Source organism: Paractinoplanes pyxinae (assembly GCF_026626335.1).
GTDB lineage: Bacteria > Actinomycetota > Actinomycetes > Mycobacteriales > Micromonosporaceae > Actinoplanes > Actinoplanes pyxinae.
Genome location: NZ_JAPNTZ010000007.1, coordinates 442642 through 459286 on the forward strand (window position 1 = coordinate 442642; position 16645 = coordinate 459286).

General features: G+C 71.5%; 17 protein-coding genes. 6 read left to right on the forward strand and 11 right to left on the reverse strand.

What is annotated here, in order from left to right; translation table 11 throughout:
* Nucleotides 1-274: 274 nt before the first annotated feature.
* The 4 genes from OWR29_RS22085 (at nt 275) to OWR29_RS22100 (ending at nt 3148) form a co-directional block, all read left to right on the forward strand.
* Entirely contained in the window at nt 275-754 is a 480-nt protein-coding gene (locus OWR29_RS22085; RefSeq protein ID WP_267564961.1) for a hypothetical protein, read from the forward strand.
* The gene (locus OWR29_RS22090; protein ID WP_267564962.1) at nt 751-1305 is read left to right on the forward strand and encodes a hypothetical protein; all 555 of its coding nucleotides are present in this window, start codon (nt 751-753) and stop codon (nt 1303-1305) included. Before OWR29_RS22085 ends, OWR29_RS22090 begins: the two co-directional genes overlap by 4 nt.
* Nucleotides 1302-2012: a hypothetical protein gene (locus tag OWR29_RS22095; RefSeq protein ID WP_267564963.1), complete on the forward strand. Its 711-nt coding sequence runs from the start codon at nt 1302-1304 to the stop codon at nt 2010-2012. The genes OWR29_RS22090 and OWR29_RS22095 overlap by 4 nt, the downstream gene beginning before the upstream one ends.
* A gap of 482 nt (nt 2013-2494) precedes the next feature.
* On the forward strand, nt 2495-3148 hold the full coding sequence (locus tag OWR29_RS22100; protein WP_267564964.1) for a hypothetical protein: 654 nt from the start codon (nt 2495-2497) through the stop codon (nt 3146-3148).
* 6 nt (nt 3149-3154) lie between these two features.
* Here the strand turns inward: OWR29_RS22100 and OWR29_RS22105 are convergent, their stop codons facing one another.
* The 8 genes from OWR29_RS22105 to fdxA form a co-directional block, all read right to left on the reverse strand.
* The gene (locus OWR29_RS22105) at nt 3155-4471 is read right to left on the reverse strand and encodes a DUF4407 domain-containing protein (RefSeq protein WP_267564965.1); all 1317 of its coding nucleotides are present in this window, start codon (nt 4469-4471) and stop codon (nt 3155-3157) included.
* A gap of 383 nt (nt 4472-4854) precedes the next feature.
* Nucleotides 4855-5499, reverse strand: coding sequence for an SIMPL domain-containing protein (locus OWR29_RS22110; RefSeq protein ID WP_267564966.1), 645 nt, complete (start codon nt 5497-5499; stop codon nt 4855-4857).
* A 504-nt stretch (nt 5500-6003) separates the two neighbouring features.
* A complete protein-coding gene (locus tag OWR29_RS22115) occupies nt 6004-6477 on the reverse strand; it encodes a hypothetical protein (RefSeq protein WP_267564967.1) in 474 nt (157 codons plus the stop codon).
* A 92-nt stretch (nt 6478-6569) separates the two neighbouring features.
* Nucleotides 6570-7664: a S8 family serine peptidase gene (locus OWR29_RS22120; protein WP_267564968.1), complete on the reverse strand. Its 1095-nt coding sequence runs from the start codon at nt 7662-7664 to the stop codon at nt 6570-6572.
* Between the two features lie 263 nt (nt 7665-7927).
* On the reverse strand, nt 7928-9829 hold the full coding sequence (locus OWR29_RS22125) for a hypothetical protein (protein WP_267564969.1): 1902 nt from the start codon (nt 9827-9829) through the stop codon (nt 7928-7930).
* The gene (locus OWR29_RS22130) at nt 9826-10236 is read right to left on the reverse strand and encodes a hypothetical protein (RefSeq protein WP_267564970.1); all 411 of its coding nucleotides are present in this window, start codon (nt 10234-10236) and stop codon (nt 9826-9828) included. The genes OWR29_RS22125 and OWR29_RS22130 overlap by 4 nt, the downstream gene beginning before the upstream one ends.
* A 97-nt stretch (nt 10237-10333) precedes the next feature.
* Nucleotides 10334-11425 (reverse strand): succinyldiaminopimelate transaminase, encoded by a 1092-nt coding sequence (gene dapC, locus OWR29_RS22135; protein ID WP_267565132.1) that lies wholly within the window; start codon nt 11423-11425, stop codon nt 10334-10336.
* Nucleotides 11422-11745, reverse strand: coding sequence for a ferredoxin (gene fdxA / locus OWR29_RS22140; protein ID WP_267564971.1), 324 nt, complete (start codon nt 11743-11745; stop codon nt 11422-11424). The genes dapC and fdxA overlap by 4 nt, the downstream gene beginning before the upstream one ends.
* A gap of 83 nt (nt 11746-11828) precedes the next feature.
* Between fdxA and OWR29_RS22145 the strand changes: the two genes are divergently transcribed.
* Nucleotides 11829-12791, forward strand: a complete 963-nt coding sequence (locus OWR29_RS22145; protein ID WP_267564972.1) for a GNAT family N-acetyltransferase — start codon at nt 11829-11831, stop codon at nt 12789-12791.
* Here the strand turns inward: OWR29_RS22145 and OWR29_RS22150 are convergent.
* The 3 genes from OWR29_RS22150 to mshB all read right to left on the reverse strand — a co-directional run bounded on the left by OWR29_RS22150 (nt 12788) and on the right by mshB (nt 14717).
* Nucleotides 12788-13258 carry a hypothetical protein gene (locus OWR29_RS22150; RefSeq protein ID WP_267564973.1) on the reverse strand — a complete coding sequence of 157 codons (471 nt, stop codon included), beginning with the start codon at nt 13256-13258 and terminating at the stop codon, nt 12788-12790. The two genes, OWR29_RS22145 and OWR29_RS22150, sit on opposite strands and share 4 nt — an antisense overlap.
* A gap of 83 nt (nt 13259-13341) precedes the next feature.
* Complete coding sequence (locus tag OWR29_RS22155; protein ID WP_267564974.1) at nt 13342-13818, reverse strand: hypothetical protein; 477 nt, start codon at nt 13816-13818, stop codon at nt 13342-13344.
* Nucleotides 13815-14717, reverse strand: coding sequence for an N-acetyl-1-D-myo-inositol-2-amino-2-deoxy-alpha-D-glucopyranoside deacetylase (mshB, locus tag OWR29_RS22160; protein WP_267564975.1), 903 nt, complete (start codon nt 14715-14717; stop codon nt 13815-13817). Before mshB ends, OWR29_RS22155 begins: the two co-directional genes overlap by 4 nt.
* Nucleotides 14718-14801: 84 nt before the next feature.
* Between mshB and OWR29_RS22165 the strand changes: the two genes are divergently transcribed.
* Entirely contained in the window at nt 14802-16613 is a 1812-nt protein-coding gene (locus OWR29_RS22165; RefSeq protein WP_438872637.1) for an alpha/beta hydrolase family protein, read from the forward strand.
* Nucleotides 16614-16645: the final 32 nt, after the last annotated feature.

Here is a 16645-nt window from a genome sequence, read left to right on the forward strand (position 1 = left end):
GCCGTTTAGCCTGCCTGCCGCGCTGAACAGCGCTTATCGGTGATCGCCGACGCGGGGCGAACGCTCGATGTTTGATGCCTCCGTCAGCCCTACGGGTTAATCCGTTCATCGAAACCCGGCTGACTTCGCGTTCCAGATAGGACGGGCAAAAGCACTATCGCCGAGCCAGTTTCCATCGGTCATCTTTGTCCCAGCGCCGGAACGCCTTCGAGCCCCGGCCACACCTAATTCGAGCACCGAACGAATTACCGAACGTTCCAGGAGGAACTTCCCCATGCGTCAGTTCACCAAGCGTTCCGCTGCCATCGTCACCGGCTCCGTTCTCGCCGTCGCCGGCGGAACCGCGGCTTTCGCTTACGCAAGCGGCTGGTTCCAGGGCTCCGCTACGACCTACGCGACCACTTCCACGATCGGTAACGTGACCGCGGTCATCGACATCCGGCCGGGCGGCGCCGTCAACAACCTCTACCCGGGCAAACTCGTCGAGCTCAAGGGTGTGACGGTCACCAACCCGAACGACTACAAGGTCAAGATCACCTCGGTCGACACCGTGACCGTGTCGGGCGCCGGAGACTGCGGCCAGACGCAGGCCGGAATCACCTTCCCCGAACTGAACACGTCGAAGGTGTTCAACAGCGGCGAGAACACCAACGTCGACCTGGGCGACATCAAGATGTCGGAGGACGCCCTGCCGGTCTGCGCGAACAAGACCCTTACCGTCACGGCGACCCTCAAGGGTGAAGTCGCCGCATGACGTCGAAGAGAGGTGGGCGGTCACGCGCCCACCTCTCTTCATCAATCCAGATCACTTCTCATGCGAGCGAGGCGACTGTGAAGGCATGGCGATCAGCTGTCACCGCGGCGGCGACACTGGCCACGGCATTCATCGTTGCCGGCAGCCAGCAAAGAGGGTCTGATGGGCGAGCCATGGTGCTGACGCACGGCGGCCGCGACTCGTACGGCAACGTCCGGTTCACCCTAAGCGGGCGACCGGTGACCGGGCTTTATCCCGGGGCAACCCAGCAGATCAAGGTCACCGTGGTCAACCCATTTGGCTTCTCGCTGTCGCTGCAGACGCTGGACGCCAGCCTGGTTGGCACGAATCGTCGCGACTGCCCCGCCACGGGTGCGACCTTGCGGGTCTCCGCCTACAACGGTCGCCTTCCCTTCACTATCAAGCCCTACGGTCGCAGCACGCTGGCCGGTGCAATCCCGGTGACCATGCCCCGGAGCGCCACGCCGAAGTGTGCCAACACCAAGCTGTTGATTTCACTCGCCGGAACCGGCAGAAAGGCCGGCCGATGAGGAAGCGCCTCGTATACGGCCTGGTCGGAACTACCGTCGCTGCCGTCGTCGCGGCCGGAACCCTGACCGCGAACGCCGCCTGGATCATCGGCGGCACGGCCAACGTCAAGACCCGCACCGTGAAGATACCGAAGGGCACAAAGCCCAGCGTCGAAGATCAGTCCAAGGCCGCGGTCGTCAGTTGGAGCGCTCAGGAACTGGTGCCGGGCGTGAAGATGGACCGCTACACCGTCACCGCGCACAGCCAGGACACACCGGCCAAGTCGGCGATCGTGCGCGAGGTTGAGGCGTCCGGCGGCGTCAGCGAAACGGTCACCTTCGCCGCGGCCGAGGTGGCGGGCGGCAAGTGGAAGTGGACCGTCATTCCCCGCTACGCGAAGTGGGTCGGTGCCGAGAGCGGCCTGAGCAAGGCCCTCGCCTTCCCGGCCGCTCCGACCGCCAAGGCGGCCGAAACTGCACCGGCCGCCAAGACCATCGCGCCCACCACCGTGGCTCCGACGCCGTCGCAGCCGACCGCCGAGACCACGAGTAAGCCGGTCACCGAGCCGGTCATCACTCCGCCTGAGGTGGAGCCGGCGCCGGAGCCGGAGAAGAGCGACGACAAGAACGTACCCCCGCCCGCGAGCTCACCCGCGGTGCTGGAGCCTGTTCCGGCGGCGCCGGAACCGTCCGCCAGCGGTTCGGCCGACGAAGGCATTCCGAAATAGGTGGGGTAATGATCGAGCCCGCGGCGGGGTCCCACGCCGCGGGCTCGATCGATTTTGCGCCCCGGACGGGTTAGTCGGAAGACTCTGATAGCTCCGGACATTCGGCGGATGCCCACCTGGCCGGAGCGGGCAGAAATCGCGGGCATCGGCGCTGGGCGGGCGGCTGCCGCCCGTACGCGGGGAACGGTCTTCTCGGGATTCGACGGGTGCGAATATTGCCGGGTGGAGGCGTCTCTTCAGTCGTCTGGCAAGCGTTGGCGGCGGCGCTGGGGATGGGCGATGCATTGACGGCGATTTGCCACGCCGCTCCCCCTTTGGGATTAAGCCGGACAGCCTCAACTGTGCGATTTATGCGTGCGGAACCGGGGACGGAATCCCGATCACACGACCACGCGTCGTCGGCGACCGTTATTAAAGCAACAGAGTCCCCAACCCGTCGCTGAAGGAGGAAGGCGCCGCATGCGTAAGACGGAGGCACGGTCATGATGCGGCGTGATCTTCTGCTGACCCGGCTTCGGGAAAGTGGCGGCTTGAACGACAGCGGCCACGAGGGCAACAGGATCACCGACATGCACATCGAACTGGACCCGGCCGACCACGAGGAGCCGACGTGGGAGGTCCGGCACCCGGGAGCGCCGGCTCCCAAGAAGCGCCTGGACCGGCGTACGCGGATGATCCTCGGCATCGCCTCGGCGGCCGCCGTCGTGGTCAATGCGGGCGCGGCCTGGTCGTACTGGCAGATCACCCGGACCGAGGTGACCCAACCGGCCGACGGGCCGCCGGTCGAGCTGACGTTGCGGGCGCGGTCCGACCTCAACCAGGCGCTGACGCCCGGCGCGACCGGCGACCTGATCGTCACGGTCACCAACGACAACAGCTACCCGATCAAGATCACTTCGGTGACTCCGGCCGGGACGGTCGTGGCCGATCCCGAGCACGAGAAGGCCGGCTGCAAGGTCACCGGGGTTCGGCTGAGCCGGTCTAGCTACGACGTACTGTGGCAGATCGACCGCAACTCGATCGGCGCGTTCAACGTGCCCGGCGGGCTCACCATGCGCCCGGGCTCGGCCGCGGCCTGCCGAGGGGCCACCTTCACGGTTCCGCTGCGGGTTTCCGGCGTACGCCAGGAGAGCTGAGCCGCCTCATTCGGTCTCGGCCGGCGTGGGGCGGTGGTGCCGCGCCCGGTGGCCGTGGAGCAGTTCGGCGTGCACCGACCGGTGATGCCGGCCGGGGTGGGCGGTGAGCTCGCGGATCTCGGGCGGCACGACCACCGACGTCCGCAGCACGGCGCTGGCCCGCTCGGCCGAGTCGTGCAGCACGTCCTCGTCGTGGCTGGCCGTCTCTATCCCGTCGGCCACCACGCGGGCCATCGCCGCCCCGTACGTCCGGGCGTCCTGGATCTCCCGCTCGTGGATCAGGGTGGCCTCGTGCTCGCGGCGGCGGGCGAGGCGGGCCTCGTTGCGCTCGTAGCCGTTGCCCCGGGAGGCGAACTTGAGCCCCACCGCGGCACAGTCCAAGGCGACCAGCAGCAGCGTGATCCCGAGGTAGAACACTCCCACGCCCCAGAAGTCGCTGGTCACCAGGTGCCACATGGCGGCCGTGCGCGCGCCGAAGCCGGCGTCCGCCTCGACCGCCTTTTCGTTAGCCTCCCGCTGCTCGTTGATCTGCCGGGTGAGGTCGGCCTTCTCGTCGGCCCGGGCCTCGCGCGCCGCCCGCTGCGTGTCGAGCAGGCGGCCGGCCCGCACGTCGAGCGCGGTCGCCTCGTCGTCCAGCGCCCGCGACCGTTTGACCAGCTGATCGCAGGACCCGCCGGACGGGCACCCGGCGGCCCGGGTCACCCCGTCGCCGGCCGAGTCGTCGACCGCCTGCTGATAGAGCCGGCGTGCGTCCTCGCGCTTCTGGGCTGCGGTGTCGTTGAGTCCACGCACGGCGGCGTCGTCCCCGGCCGTCTCCCGGTCGAGCTGGCCCAGGCGGGCGGTCCAGGCGCCGACCACGCCGTCCCGGTCGATCCGGCTGAGCTGCTGGTTGTGCACCTCGTTGAGCCGGGCGTCGATCTCGCCCTGGTAGCGGGCGAGCATCAGCGGTTCGGTGATGAGAACGGCGAACAGCAGCGCCAGGCCGAGCCGTCCGACGTACAACCAAATGGTTGGTTTCTTGAGCAGGTGCTTCGGGTCGGTGGAGTCCAGGTTGTCGTAGCTGATGGCCACCCGCCCGACGACCGCGCGGTCATAGGCGACGACACCGGCCGCGACCAACGGGCCGACCAGCCAGCGGTACCACGGGTGCTCGTAGTTGGAGCCGGCGTCGATGAACGCGGCGCCGCCGAGCGTGGCGTAGACGAAGTACAAGACGATGAAGATGCCGATCGCGGAGTACAACACCCGGTCGGTGTGGGTGCTCACGCTGGCCGGGTTGACGTTCGCCACCCGCAGCAGCACGTCTCGGCGGCCCTTCGGCATGCAGCCGAGTCTTGCCGATCATGGCGCTTGGCGCGCCCGAAACGGCGTTATCCGGACGATATGACCGCCCCCGCTGGACCAGTCGGAGTCGTCGCTGCCTGGCGAGCAGACCCGCCGAGCAGCGCGGCACGGGCAGCGCGGTGCCGCACGGACGGCGCGGTGCCGCACGGACGGCGCGATGCCGCACGGACGGCGCGATGCCGCACGGACGGCGCGGTGCCGCACGGACGGCGCGGTGCCGCACGGACGGCGCGATGCCGCACGGACGGCGCGATGCCGCACGGACGGCGCGATGCCGCACGGACGGCGCGATGCCGCTCGGGCGGCGCGATGCCGCTCGGGCGGCGCGATGCCGCTCGGGCGGCGCGGTGGGTGGCGTGTTTTTAGGGGGCCAGCTCGGGTTGGGTGATTGTCACGCGGACGACGACTGACGCCTGGACCGTTTGTTGCTGCGGGTCGATCTCGAAGCCGGCGGACTGGGCACCGCCGACCTGGAAGTCCATCGCGCGCATCATCGGGGCACCGCCGCCGGTGCCCTCGTCGGCGATCTCGACCAGCTTGTCGATGCGGGCGCCGACGGCGGCCGCATACTCGCGGGCCCGCGACAAGGCGTCGGCGATGGCCTCGCGCCGGACGTCGGCGCCGGCTCGGCTGCCCGGCCGCAGCTGCCACCACGGGCCTTCGACGTCAGCGTGCTCGATCGCGGCCAGTCGCAGCAGCAGCTGACCGAGCGGTTCGAAGTCGGTCACGATCACGGTGGTGCCGACGTTTCCCGTGTACGCGACCACGCGCTCACTGCCCCGCTTGATCTGCGGAAACACCCGGACGCCACTGGTCTCGCGCCGCTCGATCGCGTCGCCCGCCTCGGCCAGCAGCGCGTGCAGCTCGTTCGAGCGCTCGAGGAGCCGGGACAGCACGGTCTCACGGTTTGAGTCACGGGCGGTCAGCCTGACGGACACGACCGCCTGCTCGGGCGGCACCTCACGCAACGCCTCGCCCCGAACCACGACAGTGGGTTGATCGACCATGCCGTGACGCTACCCGGCCGACGCTCGTTCCGCGCCGAGCCTAAGCCGCCACCCGCTCCACGCCGGACCAGGCCGCCATCCGTTCCACGCCGGGCGTAAACCGCCACCCGTCCCACGCCAGGCGAGGCCACCACCCGTCCCACGCCGGACCAGGCCGCCACCCGCTCCACGCCGCGCCTAACCGCCACCCATCCCACGCCGGGCGAGACCGCCACCCGCTCCACGCCGGGCCGAATCGGCGCTCGTTTCGCGGCGAGCCGAAGCGCCACCAATCCCCGCGGGGCCGAGGCCGCCTTGTCCATACCCGGGCCGAGGCCGCCGCCCGTTCGGCGCACAGCCCGCACGAGCCACCCTGCCGGTTGTGCATCTCGCCGATTTGCGGCCCACGATGCCGATCGTCGGGACGCCTCCCGCATCGTCCTGCCCTCGCTGCCCGCGGACGCCGACGCCTCGAGCGCCGGGCAGGATTGCCTCGCCGGGCGGGATGGCTGGCGTGGTCGCCGATTACCAGGTGGTCGCCCGTTCGGCGTCGGCGTTCGGGCGGGACAAAGTGGACAGGCAGTCGCGGACGTCGGCGCTCAGGCGGTCGGTGTCGCATGATGTCAGCGGGCCGGCCTCGGCGCTGTCGATGCGGCCGCCGCGGACGCGTAGACGGAACAAGCCGCGCGGGCCGATGATCACTCGTTCGGCCGGTGGTTCGCGGCCCTCGTCGATCAGGCGGTACGCCTCGGTGATGCGGCCGCGGGCCGCGTCCAGGACTTCGCCTCGCTCGACCAGCGGGACGATCGCCGCGGTCATCCGCGCCGATTCCAGCGCCTCGAGCAACGCCGCCGCGACACGGGCCGGGCCGAGCTCGAGCCACCAGTCGGGCCGCAGACCGATGTCGACGATCCGGCCGACCGGATCGACCACGGCGTAGGCCGCGCCGGTGCGGTCCGACCCGGTAATCCGATTCGATTCATATGAACTATGTGACATCACCGGTGCTCCCCCGATCTCCGGTACGACCGAGAGTAGCGCACATATTCCCTCGCGCGAATGCCAGACCTACCCCGCCCGAACCGGGCTGATCAGGAACTTCGCCGTGCCCGAAGCACCATGACGACCGACAGACCGGCGATCAGCACCAGGACGCCCACCGCCACGATCACTAACGGCGACGGGCCGCTGTCGTTCGTGGACGATGCGGCGGCCGGGGCCCGGACCGCGTCCTGGGCCGGAGCGGCGCCTGTCTTGGACGGGGTGGCGCGCGGCGCGGTCAACGCCGCCATCAGGTCGAGCTGACCGGCGCCGTAGCTGTCGTCGCGGCCCTTGGCGCCCCGGTCGATCGCGGTGGACATCAGCCGGTCGACGACCTCGGGCGCGCGCATGTCGGGATAGCGCGCCCGGATCAGCGCCACGGCGCCCGCTACCAGCGCCGACGAGACGCTGGTGCCGTTCGTGACGTCGTACTTGTTGCCGGGCCGGGCCACCGGGATGCTGACGCCGTAGGTCACCAGATCGACCTCGGGGCCCCGGTTCGAAAACGACGCCACGCGGTTGTTCCGGCCCACCGCGCCGACGGCCACGACGTGTGGGAAGACGGCCGGCTCGACCACCTTGCCACCGCCGTTGCCGGCCGCGCCGACCAGCACGACGTCGTTCGCGTAGGCCTCGTCGATTGCGTCCTCAAGTACCTGGTCGGACGGTATGTCGAAGGACATGTTGATCACTTTGGCGCCGTGGTCGACGGCCCACCGGATGCCGTTGGAGATCAGCAGGTCGTCGTTGACCGGCCGGATCGGCATGACCTTGCTGCGCGGCGCGACCCCGAGCAGACCGCGGCCGTCGCCGTGACCCCGCCCGGCGATCAGCGCGGCCATCCCGGTGCCGTGCGGGCCAGTGTCCACATTGTCGGTCGGCTCATTCCGCGTGACGATCCAGCCCGGTACGGTCGCGCCCCGCAGATCCCAATGGCTCGAGTCCACGCCGGTGTCGATCACCGCGACCGTCACGCCGGCGCCGCCCTTGCCCAGTTTCTGGGCTTCGGCCAGCCGCATCGGCTCGAAATACCACTGCCGGTCCCGCCAGCTGTCGGCCCGAGCCGGTACGCCGGTGAGCACCACAACAAGCAGCGCAGCGCCCAGCCCAGCCACCACCCGCCGCACAACGTCAAGCGCAGCCACCACTCGACGCACAACACCAAGCGCAGCTACCGCCCGCCTCGCTTCGACCACCTGCGCCGAGGCATCCGCCCGCCCCACACCAGCGGCCCGGCCAGCGTCAGCCTCCCGGCCGGAGTCAGCCGCTCGGCCGGCAACGGCCACCTGTCCGGCGGCGCGAATGTGTCCGACAGCGCGCATCTGTCCGATGGCCGCTGCTCCGACTGCGAGGGTGGCTTCACTCCGGCCTGGGACCGGGGTGGAGCCACCCTGCGGAGCGGAGCGGATCACCCGCGGCGGCCGATCACGTTCGGGCCGGGGTCGTGCCAGTCGTCGTCGACGCCGGGGTTGATCACCGGAGCCACGCCCTCGGCGACCTGCCACAGGTTGTCGGGGTCGAAGCCGGTCGGACCGTCGCCGGTGCGCGGTCGGCCCTGACCTCGGCCGCCCTGATTCGCCGCCGCGAGATGCCGGTCCGGACCGACCGGGTCGTCCGGCAGCCACGCCGGTCGCGGCGCTCGAGCGGCACCCCGTCCGCCGCCGGCTCCGGCGCTACCGGCCCGCGCGCCGCCGACCGGCCCACCCAAGGGGCCACCGACCGCGCCGACCTTCCCGGCTCCGCCGGCGAAGCCCTCGACGGAGGCGCCACCAGGGCGAATGTCCTCGTCGGAGCCGCGCCGGCCACCGCTGCGGCCTCGCGCCGCACCCGGTCCGCGCAGGCCACCGGCCGCACCCCGGCCGATTCCGGCCCCGGGCCCGCCGACGCCACCTAGCGTCGGCCCACCGGCGGCACCGCGCCCGACGCCGCCGCGGCCTGGTTCTCCTTCGAAGGAGCCCACGCCGGGCCGCGCCCCAGCACCCGCCCGGCCGGCCGGCCCACGACCGCCCGCGGCACCAGGCCCGCCGACACCGCCGACGCCACGCCCGCCACCAACACCGGGCCCGCCAACACCACCGACGCCACGAGCACCGGGCTCACCGACACCGCCGACGCCACGGCCGCCACCAGCGCCGGGCCCACCGACGCCACGACCTCCGGCAGCGCCCGCACCTCCGGCACCACGCCCGCCAACGCCAGGCCCGCCGATCGATCCCGGCCCACCGATGCCACGTCCACCGAGGCCGCCCGGCCCGCCGATGCCACGGCCGCCAACTCCGCCCGGACCGCCGATGCCACGGCCAGTAACGCCGCCCGGCCCCCCGATGACCGCGCCCGAAGGCAGCGTCCGCCCGGCGACCGGCCCGCGACCGGCCCCGCCGATCGGCGGACGTCCCACGCCGCCTCCGCCCACCGGCCCACCGCCCGGCAGCAGACCCGGCACGACCGGCGGCACACCGGCCACCGGCGGCGCACCGCCCGGCAGGGGCCCGGCCGCACCTGGCTCTCCCAGCCCGGGCAGAGTCGCCGGCGGATTGATCACTCCGGCCAGATCGGGGCCCCCGGGCCGTACGACCGCACCCGGACCACCCACGACGCCGCCCGGATCGGACCCGTCAGCGCCGGGCACCGGAATGTCGGGCGCGACCGGGTCGAGCCCCGGCAGCGGCGGCACCGGGTCGTGCGGCACGCTCGGGCTGACGCCGCCCGATCCCAGACGGGCCGATCCCGTGCCCGGCCCGCCTTCGCCGCCCGGCTGCGGACGGGGTGGCCATTCGTGCGTCCCCTCGATGCGGAACTCGAACTTGTCGGGCACCTTGAGGTCGGCCACCGCGTCCGAGACCGCGCGCTCCATCGTGATCATGTGGTTGCGGGCCTCGACGTCCAGTTCGTCCTCGGCGCCGTCGAACCAGCGCGGGACCAGGTCGTCGCTCTTGTCTTTGTACTTCTCCCACAGCGGCTCGATCGCCTTCTTCGCGCCGTCCAGCGCGTTCAGGATCCGGTCGAGCCCGGTGGCCGTGGTGTCGGCGTCGGCCGAGGCCGCTTCGAGCCGCACCATCAGCCGGTCGAGTTCGTTCAGGAACGCCTCGGCCGACGCGTTCTTGTCGGGCGGCCACGCGGCCATCAGGTCGGCCTTGGCGGTCGACAGGGCCTGGTGCTGGCTGCGGATCGACGACGCCAGCCGCCGCCAGCCGAGCACCTGCTCGCGGGCGAGCGCGTCGTCCTCGTTCATGACCATCGACCAGATGCGGGGCGTGTTGAACGAGTCCCACGCCGTGCACCAACTGCTGGTCAGCACCGGTTCGGTCATATCGCACGCGCCGTTCCGGGCGCGACGCTCCGCTCGGCGGCCACCCGGCGCTCCTGCGCCTCTTGGGCGGCCGCAGCGAGGGCGCCGCTGATCCAGTCGGTGCGGCCGGCCGAGCGGCTGTCGGACGCGTCGAGCGCCGCGGCGACCTTGGCTGCCGCGTCGGCCAGGACGCGCGCCGCCGCCATGTATTCCTCGACGTTGGCCGTCGAGACCTCCACACTGGCCGCATAGCGGGTCTTCGCGGCGTGCACGCTGCCGCTGGCGTTGTTCGCTCCGAATCGGACGCCCGTCCCGAAGGACACTCGCGCGTCGGAATAGCCTGGTTCGAGGGTGCGGGACGTGTCGTCCTGCACCTGTCCCGAGAACTTGTTCAGTCCGTCGGTCTCGACCTGAATGCCGTCACTCACGACCGCCTCCCCGTAGCTACGTCGTCTGACAACGCACCGAGGGTACTGACCGTTGTCGACATGTCAACGCCGTCAGCGACGACATGATCACCTACGGTCAGGCGAGACGGGCGACGGCCGCGGCCACTCTTTCGTCGGTCGCGGTCAGGGCGATGCGGACGTGCTGTTCGGCGGCCGGGCCGTAGAAGGCGCCCGGAGCAGCCAGGATGCCGCGGTCGGCGAGCCAGTCGACGGTCTTCCAGCTGTCCTCGCCGCGGGTCGACCACAGATAGAGGCCGGCCTCGGAGTGGCTGATCTCGAAGCCGGCGCCGGTCAGTGCGGCCCGCAGTTGATCGCGCCGGGCCGAGTAACGCGCACGCTGGGCCGTCACGTGGTCTTCGTCGCCGAGCGCGGCGATCATCGCGGCCTGCACGGGCGCGGGCACGATCATGCCGGCGTGCTTGCGGACGGCCAGCAATTCCCGCACCAGGGCCGGGTCGCCGCCGACGAACCCCGCGCGGTAGCCGGCCAGGTTCGACCGCTTCGAGAGCGAGTGCACGGCCAGCACGCCGGTGTAGTCGCCGCCGGTGACCTCGTCGTCGAGCACCGAGACGGGCTGCTTCTCCCACCCCAGCGAGAGGTAGCACTCGTCGCTGACCACGATCACGCCACGCTCGCGGGCCCACGAGACCACCTTGCGCAGGTGCTCGACCGGGAGCACCTTGCCGGTGGGGTTCGACGGCGAGTTGATCCAGATCATGCGTACGCGGGAATCGGGACCCACGGCCGTCAGCGAATCCGACCGTACGGCCGTGGCCCCGGCCAGCCGCACCCCGACCTCATAGGTCGGGTAGCAGACCAGCGGGATCACAACTTTGTCGCCAGCACCGACGCCGAGCAGCGTGGGCAGCCAGGCCACCATCTCTTTGGAGCCGATGGTCGGCAGCACGCCCAGCTCACCCGTGGCGTTGCCGGCCCGGGCCATCCAGCCGGCGATTGCCGCCCGCAGCGCCGGCGTACCCGCGGTGAGCGGGTAGCCGGGCGCGTCGGAAGCGTCGGCCAGCGCCTGCCGGATCACCGGCGGCACCGGATCGACCGGGGTGCCGACCGAAAGGTCGACGATGCCGTCCGGGTGGGCGGCGGCCCGGGCCTTGGCCGGTTCCAGCAGGTCCCACGGGAAGTCCGGCAGAGCCGCGGAGAGCACGCTCAGCTCTCGCCCCGGGGCGGCTGGCCCGCGACGAACGGCGTGTCCTTGTCGATCTTGCCGACCTTGGCCGCGCCACCGGGCGAACCGAGATCTTCGAAGAACTCGTAGTTCGCGGTGGTGTAGTCCTTCCACTGGTCGGGGACGTCGTCCTCGTAGAAGATCGCCTCGACCGGGCACACCGGCTCGCACGCCCCGCAGTCGACGCACTCATCGGGGTGGATGTAGAGCATCCGGTTGCCTTCGTAGATGCAGTCGACGGGGCATTCCTCGATGCATGCCTTGTCGAGCACATCGACGCATGGCTCAGCGATGATGTAGGTCACGGGTCTTTCCCTCCAAAGCCACGCCTGCGGGGACCGCCGGCGACAATTGCAGAGCCTAGTATCTCCGCCGGAGGAGGTGACACGTGCTCCGTCGGCAGGATGTGGGACACCGGGTGGTGGTACGCCGAATTGTAGGCGTTTCCCAGAACCGGACGCTCTACACGGATGCGCTCGGTGAGCTGGTCGACCTCACCGAGACCGATCTCACCATCGCCACCACCAAGGGCACCGTACGGGTGCCGTTGACCGAGGTGCACCGGGCCAAGCGGGTGCCGCCCGCGCGCCGCCCGCCCGCGGCCGACGTGATCGCGCTCGAACTGGCCGCCAACGACGCCTGGCCCGCCCCGACCCAGGGCCGTCTGGGCAGCTGGATCCTGCGGGCCGCCGGGAACTGGACGGGACGGGCGAATTCGGCCCTGGCCGTCGGCGACCCCGACCGCCCGCTCGAGGCAGCCGTCGACGCCGTCGTGGAGTGGTATTCCGCACACGGTCAGCCGGCGCTGATCAACGCGCCCATGCCGTTGGCGGCCCCGGTCAACGCCGCCCTCGACGCGCGCGGCTGGGGCGCCCGGCCGCTCACGCTGGTGCAGACGGCCGCCGTGCCCGCGCTGCTGACCGCCGTACCGAAAAAAGATCTGCCGGCGGTCGAGCTGGCCGACGACCCCGGCGACGACTGGTATGCCATGGTCGCCGAGCACAAGGGCGCCCTGCCGGCCACCGCGATCGGCATTCTCACCGGCCCGGCCGAGGTCGCCTTCGCCCAGGTACGCGATGCCGGCGGCCGGCTGCTGGCGGTGGGCCGGGGCGCGGTGACCGGCCCGGATCGCTGGCTCGGCATCTCTCTGCTGCAGACGGCGCCGACGGCCCGCCGCCAGGGCCTGGCCCAGCACGTGCTGCGCGCGCTCGTGCAGTGGGGCGCCCAGCACGGCAGCAGCCGCGCCTATCTGCAGGTCGAGGAGCGCAACACCGGCGCGGTCGCGCTCTACGGCCGGGTGGGCTTCACGACCCACCACACCTATCTGACCCGCGAGGCCCCGGCGGGCTAGCGGCGCACGATCCTGCGTGGCTTGGCCTGCCGCTGCTGCGAGTACGCCTTCAGCGAGCGCGAACGGTAGTCGTGGGCCATGGCCACCGAGATCCAGTAGCCGACCAGGGTGCCGCCGCCGGCGAAGCCCAGGTACAGCGCGAGCTGGGCGAAGAAGCTGTCCGAGCCGTTGCCGAACGGCTGGTCGCCGCTGATGAACGGTCCCACCAGGAGGGTCAGCAGCATGGCGCCGCCCACGCCGAGCACCCAGTCCGGAACCAGCCACTCCGACGGGCGGCGGTTGTGCGAGGCGCGGAACGCGTACACGGCCAGCACCACGCCGATCACCGAGAACATGACGATCGTGGTGCGGGTCTCGGCCGCGTCGTCGTCGGGGAAGGCGAACCGGGTGATCAGCCGAGCCACCACGTTGACCAGGAACAGGCCGATCGCGAGGGCCGCGATCGGGAACCAGCGCTGTTGCCTCATGCGCCCTCCCCGGGGACAAGCGCGACGGGATCACTCACCGCCGCAGACGAACCTGGCTCGGGATCGTAACGCCAAGTGAGGCTTTACGGCAGCGTGCGCTTCAGGATCAGGCGATAGGAGAAGACCGCGAAGGCCAGGCTGCCGACCAGGATCGTGACCAGCGCGACCCAGTTCTCGCCGCCCAGCAGATAGTCGCCCTCGCTGGTGCGCACGCCCGCCGCGAACAGCATGAGCAGCGTCCACAGGGCCCACGGCGGGGCCAGCGACCAGCGCCGGCGGGTGGTGGTGACCGCGAACCAGGCGATGGCCCAGTTGCCCACCGCGGCCAGCGGCACGGCCAGCCAGAGCAGCGGGCCGCCGCCCGAGCCGATCGCGTCGCCGCCCCAGATCGACACCACGTCACCGGCCCGCAGCGTGCTCAGGATGATCTCGAGAAAGCCGGTGACCAGGGCGGCCACGATCGCGACGACGACGCCGGCGACCCGGATCAGCGGCTCCCAGCCGGCCCACGGCTGGCGCGCCTTCTCCTCGTACGTCTCGGGCTGCACGTCGACCGTCATCGCAGGGCCGCGTCGGATATCGCCGGTTCTTCCAGCTTCAGCCCGCCGAACAGGTCGCTCTCCCAGTTGTGCGGGCCCTCGCCCGGACCGCGCGAACCCTTGGCGATGGTGAAGTACTCGACGCCCATGAACTCGCCGCCGAAATCGCCCGCGATGCCGTAGAGCCACGAGTCGTCGGGGATCTGGGTGGCGTGCGCCTTCATGGCGGCCACCTTCTGCTGGTAGTGGTCGGTGCCGTCGATCCGGGCGGCGATCTCGTCGTCGGGGTGGCCGAAGGGCAGATCCTCGACCTTCTCGACGTCGGCGAACGGGTTGTCGGAGAGCTCGCGGAACGCCTCCATGCCGTCGCGCAGCACGCTCAGCGGCATCGCCGTCCAGTAGATCTTCTGCGGGCCCTCGTCGCCGGCCAGCTCGGCCGCGCGCATGGCCACCCGGTGGGCCTGGATGTGGTCGGGGTGGCCGTAGAAGCCGTTCGGGTCGTACGTGATCATGACCTGCGGGCGGACCTCGCGGATCACCTCGAGCAGGAGGGCCGCGGCCGCGTCGACGTCGGCCCGCCAGAAGGCGCGCTCGTGGTCGTTGGTGGGCAGGCCCATCATGCCGGAGTCGCGGAACCGGCCGGGGCCGCCGAGAAACCGGTGGTCGGTGACGCCCAGCGCGGCGCACGCGCGGGACAGCTCGACCAGGCGGTAGCCGCCGAGCTGGTCGGCCTGGGCCGCCTCGAGCTGGGCCAGCTCGGGGACGTGGATCTCGCCCTCCTCACCGAGCGTGCAGGTCACGAGCGTCACGTGGGCGCCCGAGGCGGCGTAGTGGGCCATGGTGGCCCCGGTGCCGGTGACCTCGTCGTCGGGGTGAGCGTGCACCAGCAGCAGCCGGCGGGCGGGCAAAGCGTCATTCACGCGGCAACTGTACGCGGGAGCCGGTTTGGGGCGCGGGAACCGGCCTTGATCAGCGATGCTGTCCGGGTGGACTTCCCTGGGCTCGTGGAACGCACAGGTCACTTCGGCCACGGCGCGCCGCACGCGGTGACGGTCGGGGCCGACGGCCGGCGTGTGGTGTTCCTGCGCTCGGCCGGCCCGGAGGACCCGGCCGCCTCGTTGTGGGTGCTCAACGTGGCCACGGCGACCGAGTCACTGGTCGCGGCGGGGCCCCTGGACTCGTACGCCGTCGACCGTGACGCCTGCGTGGCCGCCTTCACCCGCGACGGCCGGCTGTTCCGGGCCGACCTGCCCCGCAACACGGTGACCGAGGTGGCGACCGACGAGCCGGCCGAGGACCCGCGACCCGACCCGAACGGCGTGAACATCGGCTACGTGAGCCGGGTCGGTGGCTCGCCCTCGCTGCGGGTGGTCGGGCCGGACGGGGACAGGTTGCTGGCCGGCGAGTCGGGCAACGCGTGGCGCGAGCGCGGCGGCACGATCGGCTGGGGAATGGCCGACGAGTCGGCCCGCCGGTTCGGGCGCGACCGGGGCTGGTGGTGGGCGCCCGACGGCGGTCAGATCCTGGCCGCGCGTACGGCCTCGTCGACCAGCCTGCACCTGCTCGACCTGGACTTCGGGTGGGTCGACGTGCACTGGGACCGCGAGACGTATCCGCACGTGGTCGGCGTGCGCTGGGCCGACGGCGGCGGTCCGCTGATCACCGTGCTGCGCCGGATGCAGCAACACGGCCTCGTCCTGGCGGTCGATCCGCGTACGGGGGAAACGCAGGTGCACGCCGAACTGGCCGACGCCCGCTGGGTGGAACCGGTGGCCGGCACGCCGCGGCACCTGCCCGACGGGCGCGTGCTGGTCGGTGGCGAACTGGCCCACGACGGCTTCGACGCCCGCTGCCTGTTCGCCGACGGCAGCCTGCTGACACCGCCCAGCCTCTATGTGCGGCGCGTGGTCGGCACGGTTCCGCGGCCCGGCGGTCCCAGCGGCTCCCCCGACCTGATCGTGGAGGGCACCGACGACGACCCGGCCGGTCAGGACGTCTTCCGGGTACGCACGTCGCTGGGCGGTGGCGGCGCCGAAGCTCGCAAGATCACCGACACGCCGGGCTGGCACCGCGCCGTGGCCGGCGGCGACGTGCTGGTCGTCGACGGTGTGGTGTGGCGGGGTGAGGCCCGGGTGACCGCCCTGGGCAACCAGTCGGCGCCCCTGCCGTACGCGCCGAAGCCGGTCTTCGAACGGGTCACCGATCGGCGGTTGCCGGCGGCGGTGCTCTATCCGGACGGCTTCGTCGCGGGCGCGAAGCTGCCGGTGCTCGTGACGCTCGGCGACGGCCCGGGCAGTCAGCAGGTGGTGAACGACCGCGCCGCCTGGCAGGAGAGGCAGTGGTGGGCCGACGCCGGCTTCGCGGTCGTCTCGATCGACGGTCGCGGCACGCCCGGGGTGGCCCCCAGCTTCGAAAAGGTGGTGCACCGGCGCCTGGTCGATGTGGCCCTGTCGGATCAGGCCGACGCTTTGCAGGCCCTGGTCGGCAAGCACCCCGATCTGGATCTGACTGCGGTTTCCGTACGCGGAACAGGCGTCGGCGGCTGGCTGGCCGCGATGGCCGTCCTGCGCCGGCCCGACGTCTTCCACCGGGCCGTCGCCCGCCACCCCGTCGTCGACTGGCACGACGCCCCACCCGCCCTGGCCGAGCGCTATCTCGGCGACCCCCGCGACTCGGCCGACGTCTACACCCACCACAGCCTCCACGACGCCGACCCCACCGACGCGGTCCTGCTGGTCGGCGCCACCGTCCCGGGCCTCGGCTCGGTCGAGACGGCCACCCTGGACGAAGAGCTGGGCTTCCTCCGCGAACGCTGATCACGCGGTCAGCGGATTGTCGTACCCGTCGC